General features: G+C 70.1%; 6 protein-coding genes. 5 read left to right on the plus strand and 1 reads right to left on the minus strand.

Going from position 1 to position 8,341, the window contains the following annotated elements; translation table 11 throughout:
• Positions 1 to 10: 10 nt before the first annotated feature.
• The 4 genes from B9P64_RS22695 (at position 11) to B9P64_RS22710 (ending at position 5,543) form a co-directional block, all read left to right on the plus strand.
• Positions 11 to 805: a hypothetical protein gene (locus tag B9P64_RS22695; RefSeq protein ID WP_085318347.1), complete on the plus strand. Its 795-nt coding sequence runs from the start codon at positions 11 to 13 to the stop codon at positions 803 to 805.
• Positions 806 to 950: 145 nt separating this feature from the next.
• Positions 951 to 3,812 carry a valine--tRNA ligase gene (locus B9P64_RS22700; protein ID WP_085318348.1) on the plus strand — a complete coding sequence of 954 codons (2,862 nt, stop codon included), beginning with the start codon at positions 951 to 953 and terminating at the stop codon, positions 3,810 to 3,812.
• A gap of 27 nt (positions 3,813 to 3,839) precedes the next feature.
• On the plus strand, positions 3,840 to 4,319 hold the full coding sequence (locus tag B9P64_RS22705; protein WP_139826485.1) for a peptidase associated/transthyretin-like domain-containing protein: 480 nt from the start codon (positions 3,840 to 3,842) through the stop codon (positions 4,317 to 4,319).
• A 111-nt stretch (positions 4,320 to 4,430) separates the two neighbouring features.
• A complete protein-coding gene (locus B9P64_RS22710) occupies positions 4,431 to 5,543 on the plus strand; it encodes a Gfo/Idh/MocA family protein (RefSeq protein WP_085318350.1) in 1,113 nt (370 codons plus the stop codon).
• A gap of 39 nt (positions 5,544 to 5,582) precedes the next feature.
• Here the strand turns inward: B9P64_RS22710 and B9P64_RS22715 are convergent, their stop codons facing one another.
• Complete coding sequence (locus tag B9P64_RS22715) at positions 5,583 to 7,178, minus strand: flavin monoamine oxidase family protein (protein WP_085318351.1); 1,596 nt, start codon at positions 7,176 to 7,178, stop codon at positions 5,583 to 5,585.
• Positions 7,179 to 7,432: 254 nt separating this feature from the next.
• On the opposite strand from B9P64_RS22715, the gene B9P64_RS22720 reads away from it, so the two are divergent.
• Positions 7,433 to 7,798: a hypothetical protein gene (locus B9P64_RS22720; RefSeq protein ID WP_085318352.1), complete on the plus strand. Its 366-nt coding sequence runs from the start codon at positions 7,433 to 7,435 to the stop codon at positions 7,796 to 7,798.
• Positions 7,799 to 8,341 lie beyond the last annotated feature (543 nt).

Below are 8,341 nucleotides of genomic sequence, written 5' to 3' on the forward strand. Positions count from 1 at the left end.
CGGGCCCGCCATGGTTTACAGCCTGTTCCACCGCCGCAAGGACGACGACGCGATCCCGGTGCTCACCGAGGTGATCGACGCACCGGCCGCCACGACCGACGCGGTGGCGGACGCAACGCCGCCCGAAGCTGCCGAAGCCGCTGCCATCGCGCTGCCCGAGACCGAAGCCGCGATTCCGCCAGAAGCCGAAGCCGGTTTCGAACCGGTCGCGCCCGCCGCAGCCGAGCCGCTCGCCGAACCCGCCGCCGAAGCCGAACCCGCTGCCGACCGGCCCGACCTCGCCCTGCCCCCCGACGCCCCGCTGCCGGCGCTCGCACCCGAGCCGACGCTCGAACCCGGCTTCGATCCCGCCACGCTGGCGGCGCCCGACGCGCGCACCGAGCCGACGCTGACCGCGCCGCCCGCCGCCGACGACGCCCTGCTGCCGCCCTTCGTGTTCGTGCGCACCCGCGCCGACATGCTGCGCGCCACCCTGTTCGATACCGATCTGCGCAACCCGCCGCCGCTCGGCGCCAGCGGCACCAGCTATGCCGCCAGCGCGCCCGCCGAAAGCGCCGCGCCGCTCGACACCGACGCGCTCGCCGCCCGGCTGCGCGACGACATCCTCGCCCGGCTGCGACCGCGCATCGACGGCGTGCTCGACCAGCGCCTGGCCGACAGCCTGCGCGCAGTGCTCGAAGCCGAACTGCCGCGCCTGCGCGCGCGCATCGAGGCCGCCGTGCTCGACACCGTCGGCGACGTGGTCGCGCGCGCCGTCGCCAATGAAGTCGCGCGGCTGCGCTCGCCCGCCCCGCCCGACGCCTGAGCCGTCCGCGCGCAGGCTTTCCTCCGCCGCCATCCCGCCGCGCCGGGCGCGCATTTCGCGCTCCCTATAATTCGCCGCCTCGAATCCAGCCCCACCCGCGCGCCTGCCGCTGCCCACTTTTTCGCGTCGCAAGACGCCACCTGCCATGACCGCGCCCCAGAACAACGAACTCGCCAAATCCTTCGAACCGGCCGCCATCGAGGCACGCTGGGCGCCGCAATGGGAGGCGCAGGGCGCCGCCAACGCGCGCATCGTCGAGGGCCGGCCCGACTTTTCCATTCAGCTGCCACCGCCCAACGTGACCGGCGTGCTGCACATGGGCCATGCGTTCAACCAGACGATCATGGACAGCCTCACGCGCTGGCACCGCATGCAGGGCCACAACACGCTGTGGGTGCCGGGCGTGGACCATGCCGGCATCGCCACGCAGATCGTGGTGGAACGCCAGCTCGACCAGCAGAAGATTTCGCGCCACGACCTCGGCCGCGAGAAATTCCTGGAAAAGGTCTGGGCCTGGAAGGAGCACTCGGGCGGCACCATCACCCAGCAGATGCGCCGTGTCGGCGCCAGCGTGGACTGGAACCATGAGTACTTCACGATGGACGCGAAGTGCTCCAAGGTCGTCACCGAGGTGTTCGTGCGGCTGTACGAGCAGGGCCTCATCTATCGCGGCAAGCGGCTGGTCAACTGGGATCCGGTGCTGAAGACCGCCGTCTCCGACCTCGAAGTGGTCGGCGAGGAAGAGGACGGCAAGCTCTACCACCTGCGCTATCCGCTCGCCGACGGCAGCGGCCAGCTGATCGTCGCCACCACCCGGCCCGAAACCATGCTCGGCGACACCGCCGTGATGGTGCATCCCGAGGACGAGCGCTACGCCCACCTCGTCGGCAAGAGCGTGCTGCTGCCGCTCTGCGATCGCGAGATTCCGGTGATCGCCGACGACTATGTGGACCGCGAATTCGGCACCGGCGTGGTCAAGGTCACGCCGGCGCACGACTTCAACGACTACGAGGTGGGCAAGCGCCACAGCCTGCCGGTCATCGGCGTGCTGACGCTCGACGCCACCATCAACGACGCCGCGCCCGAGAAGTACCGCGGCCTCGACCGCTTCAAGGCGCGCGAGCAGGTGATGGCCGATCTCGACGCGCTGGGCCTGGTGGAAAAGGTCGAGCCGCACAAGCTCAAGGTGCCGCGCGGCGACCGCACCGGCGTGGTCATCGAGCCGATGCTGACCGACCAGTGGTTCGTCGCCATGACCAAGCCCGCGCCCGAAGGCACGCGCACGCCGGGCAAGAGCATTGCGCAGGTGGCCAGCGATGCCGTGGCCGACGGCCGCGTGAAGTTCGTGCCCGAGAACTGGACCAGCACCTACAACCACTGGATGAACAACATCCAGGACTGGACCATCAGCCGCCAGCTCTGGTGGGGCCACCAGATTCCGGCGTGGTACGGCATCGCCGGCGAAGTGTTCGTCGCGCGCGACGAAGCCGAGGCCCGCGCCAAGGCCGACGCCGCCGGCTACACCGGCCCGCTCACGCGCGAGAGCGACGTGCTCGACACCTGGTTCAGCTCGGCGCTGGTGCCCTTCTCCACCCTCGGCTGGCCTGACGAGACGCCGCAGCTCAAACATTTTTTGCCGTCGAGCGTGCTGGTCACCGGCTACGAAATCATCTTCTTCTGGGTCGCGCGCATGGTGATGATGACCATGCACTTCACGGGCAAGGTGCCGTTCGAGACCGTGTACATCCACGGCATGGTGCGCGACGCCGAGGGCAAGAAGATGAGCAAGTCGGAGGGCAACACGCTCGATCCGGTCGACCTCATCCAGGGTATCGGCCTCGACGCGCTGGTGGCCAAGAGCACCACCGGCCTGCGCCGCCCGCAGGACGCGCCCAAGATCGAAAAGCGCGTGAAGAAGCAGTTCCCGGAAGGCATGCCGGCCTACGGCGCCGATGCGTTGCGCTTCACCATGGCCAGCTACGCGACGCTCGGCCGCAACGTCAACTTCGACACCAAGCGCTGCGAGGGCTACCGCAACTTCTGCAACAAGCTCTGGAATGCCACGCGCTTCGTGCTGATGCAGGTCGAGGGCCTCAACGACTACGACCGTGGCGTGGAAAGCTGCGCCGCGCACGACTGCGGCCCCGGCGGCTACAACGACTTCGGCCCGGCCGACCGCTGGATCGCCTCGCGGCTGCAACGCGTGGAAGGGGAAGTGGACGCCGCCTTCCGCGAGTTCCGCCTCGACAACGTGGCCAACACGCTCTACCAGTTTGTCTGGGACGAGTACTGCGACTGGTATCTGGAGCTGGCCAAGGTGCAGGTGCAGACCGGCAGCGATGCGCAGAAGCGCGGCACCCGCCGCACGCTGCTGCGCGTGCTCGAGACCGTGCTGCGGCTCGCGCATCCGGTGATTCCGTTCATCACCGAGGAGCTGTGGCAGAAGGTCGCGCCGCTCGCCGGCTTCAAGCTCGAAGAAGGCGCGACGATCATGCTGGCCGCCTACCCGGTCGCCAACCCCGAGAAGATCGACGAGGCGAGCGAAGCCTGGGTCGCGCGGCTCAAGGCGCATATCGACGGCTGCCGCGCGCTGCGTGGCGAGATGAGCCTGTCGCCGGCCGAGCGTGTGCCGCTGATCGCCGCCGGCGAAACGCCCGAGGCCCAAGCCGAGCTGGCCGCCTTCGCGCCCTATCTGCAAGCGCTCGGCAAGCTGAGCGAAGTGCAGGTCGTGCCCGCGCTGCCGGCCGACGCCAACGCGCCGGTGCAGGTCGTGGGCACCAACCGGCTGATGCTGCACATCGAGATCGACATCGAGGCCGAGAAGCTGCGGCTGGCCAAGGAGATCGGCCGACTCGAAGGCGAGATCGCCAAGTGCAGCGGCAAGCTCGGCAATGCCAGCTTCGTCGACCGCGCGCCGCCGGCCGTGGTGGCGCAGGAGCGCGAACGGCTGGCGGGCTTTGGCGCCACGCTGGAAAAGGTGCGCGAGCAGTTGGCCAAGCTGGGCTGAAACCGGCGCCACCGAGCGGGAGCAAGCATGCAAGCCAGTCGATCTGCACATCAGGGCCCGCCGGCCCTTGCCACTGCGGCCAGCGCGCTCGCGCGGCGCTGCATGCTGGCTGCGGTTTCAGCGCTGGCGCTGCTGCCGGCAATCGCGCCGGCCCAGTCGGCCGATGCGCTGCCGCCGGTCCACACCCAGGGCCTGATGCGCTGGGTCAGCGGCGGCATCGGCCTCGATGAATCGAAGGCGATGCGCGCCGCCGCGGCGCAATGGCCGCTGACGCTGATGTTCACCCAGCGCGCCGACGGCCGCGCCGCCTATGCCAGCGATGTGCGCATCGTGGTCGCCGACGACAACGGCTATGCGCTGATCGACGCCGTCGCCGACGGGCCGTTCATGCTCGTCGACGTGCCGACCGGGCATTACCGGCTGAGCGCCACGCTCAACGGACTCAAGCAGGAGCGCGAGATCGACGTCGCCACCGGCAAGCCGCAGAAGCTCGATTTCGCGTGGTAGGCCCGCGCCGCTGACGGCGCAATCCCACAGCCGGCCGCACCGCCGGACGACACGCGCCCCACCGCGCCGCGCGCACATTGGCCGCTTCCGTCTCAACGCGAAGGAGCCGCCATGTCCGCCCGTTCCCATTCCAAGGCCAGGTCGCGCCAGGTGCGCTATGCCGTCGTCGGCGCCGGCTGGATCGCGCAATCGGTGTTCATGCCGGCGGTCGCGCATACCGGCAACTCGAAGCTGTGCGCAGTCGTCACCGGCGACCATCGCAAGGCCGAGGCGCTCGGCCACCGCTACGGCATCACCAGCCACGCCTACGCCGATTACGACTGGCTGCTGAACAGCGGCGACATCGACGCCGTGTATCTGGCGCTGCCCAATTTCCTGCATCGGGAGTACGCGGTGAAGGCGCTCGACGCCGGCATCCATGTGCTGCTCGAAAAGCCGATGGCCACCAGCGAGGCCGACTGCGCCGCGATCCTGAAGGCCGCCGAGCGCTCGTCGGCGCGGCTGATGCTGGCCTACCGGCTGCACTTCGAGCCCGCCACGCTGGAGGCGTTGCGCATCGCGCGCTCGGGCCGGCTCGGCGAGCTGCATCTGTTCTCGTCGGTGTTCACGCAGACCGTCGGCGCCGACAACCATCGCGCGCATCACGGCTTCTGGGCCGGACCGGTGGCCGACATGGGCCCCTACCCGATCAACGCCGCGCGCGCCGTGTTCGGCGCCGAGCCCGAGGAAGTGATGGCCGTCGGCAGCCGCACCCCGGGCGCGGGCTTCGACTTCGACGACACGGTGAGCGCGACGCTGCGCTTTCCGGGCGGGCGGCTGGCGCAGTTCTGCGTGAGCTATGCCGGCAACCCGGTCGACCAGTACCGCATCGTCGGCAGCGCGGGCGATCTGGAGGTGAATCCCGGCTACATGTTCGGCATCGGACTCGGCCACATCCTGCGCATCGGCGGCGAAGCGGAATCGACCGCGTTCGACCCGACCGACCAGTTCGGCGGCGAACTCAAGTACTTCAGCGATTGCATCTTGCTGGGCCGCGATCCGGAACCGGACGGGCAGGAAGGGCTGGCCGACGTGCGCGTGATTGCCGCCATCGAGCGCGCGCTGTCGACCGGCCGGCCGCAGCAGCTGGAGCCGCTGGAGCGCACGCGCCGACCGCAGGCCGAACAGCGCATGACGCTGCCGCCGGTCGAGCAGCCGGAGCTGGTCGACGCGGCGGCGCCGTGAGGCCTGGACGGACGGTCGACGCCGCCCGCGCCTCGCGCTTCAGGTGGTTTCGCGCGCGCCGGTCTTGCTCAGCAGCAGATCGTTGACCGACATCGCGAACTCGCGCCAGGCCGCCGCCAGGTCGCGCACGATCACGTCGATGTAATCGGCCTGCGGCTTGGCTTCGTCCGGAAAGTTGGAGATCGCGCAGGAGGTGCGGTTGTGCGCGATGGCCGAGTCGAGCATGGCCTTGCTGAAGCCGGCGAAGGCACCGAGCGCCAGCGGCGTGAGGCTGGAGCGGCCCTGCACCACCAGCCCGGTCACATTGCCCAGATCGGTGTCCTGCAGGCGCGCGAGCGCCTCGCTGTACAGCTGCTCGACCGCGCCGAGCACCGCGCGCTGCGTGAGCTGCTCGCCCTGCTGGGTGCTGAGCAGCTGCGTGAGCAGGCGCTTGTAGCGCTCGGGCGCATTGGCGCGCTGGATCGTGACCCAGGCGGCAAATTCGGTGAAGGCGGCGGGACGTTCCTCGGTGGTCATGGCGCTGGCTCCGGTGGTGGACGAGGCGGGACGCGACGCCGGGCTCAGCGCGCGCAGGATGCGGGCGGCCGATTCGAGCGCGCCTTCCATGTGGCCGGCGCCGTAGCTCGCGGTCTCGGTGCCGCCGAAATGCAGCCGGCCGTCCCACCAGGCACGGCGCAGCAGCGCGTCGCCATACACCGGCGGGCCGTCGTTGAAGCTGGCCTTGTCGGCTTCGCTGGCGGTGAAGCGCTCGGTGCTCCAGTCCTGGTAGCTGATGTCCGAGCTGTCGGCGGCCACGCCGAAGACCTGGACCATCTGGCTCGACACCAGCAGCGGCAGCGCGCCGCGAATCTTGGCGCGCACCTCGGGCGGCAGCGCCACGAAGCCGCCGAGCGCAGCGGTGCTCGCATCGGCATCGCAGGCGTCGAAGATTTCGTGAAGCATCACCTGCGCATGGCTCACGAAGGCGTTGCCCGACTGGCCGGCGGCGCGCCAGAACGCGCTCGGATACTCGACCAGCGCCTTGGCCTGATCGGCCATCCAGGTGCGGGTGCTGGCGAGCGAATTGGCCAGCGCCCCCGACAGCGGCGGATCGAAGGAAATGTCCTGCGCGACCAGCCGCGGCGGCAACGCGATGACCACGCGCCGGGCCTCGATGGTGGTTTCGATGCCGCCCCGGCGCAGGCCGATTTCGACGTGATGGCCGCGATCGACGATCGACAGCACCTGGGTGCCGAACTCGATCGAGCCGGCCGGCAGTTGCGCCGCCAGCGCCTCGACCAGCTTGACGCTGCCGCCGGCGATGCGGTGCGCGCCGCCATGCACGCCTTGCAGCTCGGGCGCGGGCTCGGCCGGCTTGTTGGGATCTTCCAGGCGCATCACGGCGCCGGTGTCGTTCTGGGGGAAGCTGGCGAGACCGAGTTCATCGAGCCGGCGCGCGATGCGCGGTTCGGTATCGGGCCAGAACCAGGTGGGGCCGAGGTCGAGCCCGCCGCCCTTGTTGCCGGTCTTGGTGAGCACGCGTCCGCCGATGCGGTCGCGCGCCTCGAAGACCGTGAAACCCGCGCCGAGCGCATGCAGACGTGCGGCGAGTTCGAGTCCGCAGACTCCACCGCCGACGATAGCCGTTTCGATCATGGCCAAGCCCCTGAAGTTTGCCGATGGCCTTGCGCTGCAAGCTCCGTTCCCGTGTGGCGACATGCCTTTTCCCGGGGGAAATGCGGTTGCGATGGATCAAACAAGCCATTCGCCGGCGACAAGCCTTGGCGGTTTTGTCAGCTTGCGGACAAAGCGGCGCCGCGCAGCCGCTGCCGGAGCGGCATTGGCGGTCAATCCGGGCTGGCACGCGGATCGCTGTAGCCGGGGCTGCAATCCATCAGAGATCGACACCCATGCTCAACAGCGCCCTGCTCACCATCGTCGAGGACGCCGGCTCGGCCGTCCTCACGCTCATCGAAGGCGTCACGCAGGAAGAATTCCGCCGCTCGCGCCTGACCCGCTCCGAGGTGCTGCTGCACACCAAGACCGTCAGCGATGCGCTGGCCAGCATTCCGGAAGCCACCCGGCCGCTGCTGGCGGAGATCGACTGGCCCGGCTGGAGCGCCTGCGCGCGCGCCATCGCCGATCCCACGAGTCCGGATGCCGACGATGCGCTGTGGTTCGCCATCACCGCGCTGATGCCGGCGACGCTGATGTGGATGCGGGTGTATCGCAAGGATCAGCCACAGCTGTTTGCGTTCAAGCCCGAGAGCCTTTGAGGTGAGAACGCTGGCGAGCGGGGGCCGGCCAGGGCGGGCTTGACCGGCGGCGCCCTTGCGCTGCGCGCAAGGGTTCCCGAGCGGATCGGGCGGGCGCGGGCCGGCCTGCCAACTCGCGCTGCGCGCTCAGACAGGCAGGCCTGAACGCCGGTGGCGTTCGCCCGCGCCCGCCCGATCCGCTCGGCTTGCCGGAGGCGCCCGCCCCGGCCGGCCCCCGCTCGCCAGCTCTTTGACCGATTGGCGGAGTTGGCGGCGCTTTGCACCGCTTGACCATCGAGCGCGCGCTCAGCCAAGCCCCCGTCGAACAAGCCGGCGCCGGCGTGCCGGGGGCGGGCTGGCGGCGCCGACGCGCATGCCCGCCTGCGGCGGGTTCCCTCGCTGCCGCGGCGCGACCGGGCCGGCGTGCCAACTCGGCTTTCCTGCGGAAAACCTCAGACATGCACGCCTGAGCGCTGCGCGCTCACCCGGCCGCGCCGCTCTCGCTCGGCACGCACGACGGCGCCGCCAGCCCGCCCCCGCCACGCCGGCGCCGGCTTGGTCGAC

It is taken from the genome of Derxia lacustris, assembly GCF_002105195.1.
Taxonomy (GTDB): Bacteria; Pseudomonadota; Gammaproteobacteria; order Burkholderiales; family Burkholderiaceae_E; genus Derxia; species Derxia lacustris.

Coding starts and splice junctions, on each gene's coding strand:
- B9P64_RS22695 (WP_085318347.1), top strand. CDS start 11: ATGGTTTACAGCCTGTTCCACCGCCGCAAGGACGACGACGCGATCCCG.
- B9P64_RS22700 (WP_085318348.1), top strand. CDS start 951: ATGACCGCGCCCCAGAACAACGAACTCGCCAAATCCTTCGAACCGGCC.
- B9P64_RS22705 (WP_139826485.1), top strand. CDS start 3,840: ATGCAAGCCAGTCGATCTGCACATCAGGGCCCGCCGGCCCTTGCCACT.
- B9P64_RS22710 (WP_085318350.1), top strand. CDS start 4,431: ATGTCCGCCCGTTCCCATTCCAAGGCCAGGTCGCGCCAGGTGCGCTAT.
- B9P64_RS22715 (WP_085318351.1), bottom strand. CDS start 7,178: ATGATCGAAACGGCTATCGTCGGCGGTGGAGTCTGCGGACTCGAACTC.
- B9P64_RS22720 (WP_085318352.1), top strand. CDS start 7,433: ATGCTCAACAGCGCCCTGCTCACCATCGTCGAGGACGCCGGCTCGGCC.